Raw genomic sequence first — 428 nt, forward strand, 5'->3', positions numbered from 1 at the left:
GACTTAGCCGGTGTGGCTTATACATTCATTGATCGTGCTGGCAGGCGTACCTGTATGCTGAGCATTATGGTGAACAGAAGACGGACGAGAAGCCTGTCATGAAGCGTTACAATAATCCGGACTAGAAGCCGTAACAGAAGCCGAACCAGAAGCCGAACCAGAAGCCTAACCAGAAGCCGAACCAGAAGCCGAACCAGAAGCCGTACCAGAAGCCCGAGCAGAAGCCCGAGCAGAAGCCCGAGCAGAAGCCGGAGCAGAAGCCGGAGCAGAAGCCGGAGCAGAAGCCTGAGCAGAAGCCCGAGAAGAAGCCGGAGCAGAAGCCGGACAAAGAGCGCTCCGGGCGCGGCAGTCAGTCAGGCGGTGGCGGAAAGCCGCAGGAAAAAGCCGAGCGCAGTTCCGGCGCCATTCCCGAAGGCGGCGGCATCTAC

At 59.1% G+C, this 428-nt stretch carries 1 protein-coding gene; it reads right to left on the reverse strand.

What is annotated here, in order from left to right:
• Positions 1-121: 121 nt before the first annotated feature.
• Positions 122-328 carry a hypothetical protein gene (locus tag ACEWQ0_RS01410; protein ID WP_476484272.1) on the reverse strand — a complete coding sequence of 69 codons (207 nt, stop codon included), beginning with the start codon at positions 326-328 and terminating at the stop codon, positions 122-124.
• Positions 329-428 lie beyond the last annotated feature (100 nt).

Source organism: Wenzhouxiangella sp. YN9 (genome assembly GCF_056324165.1).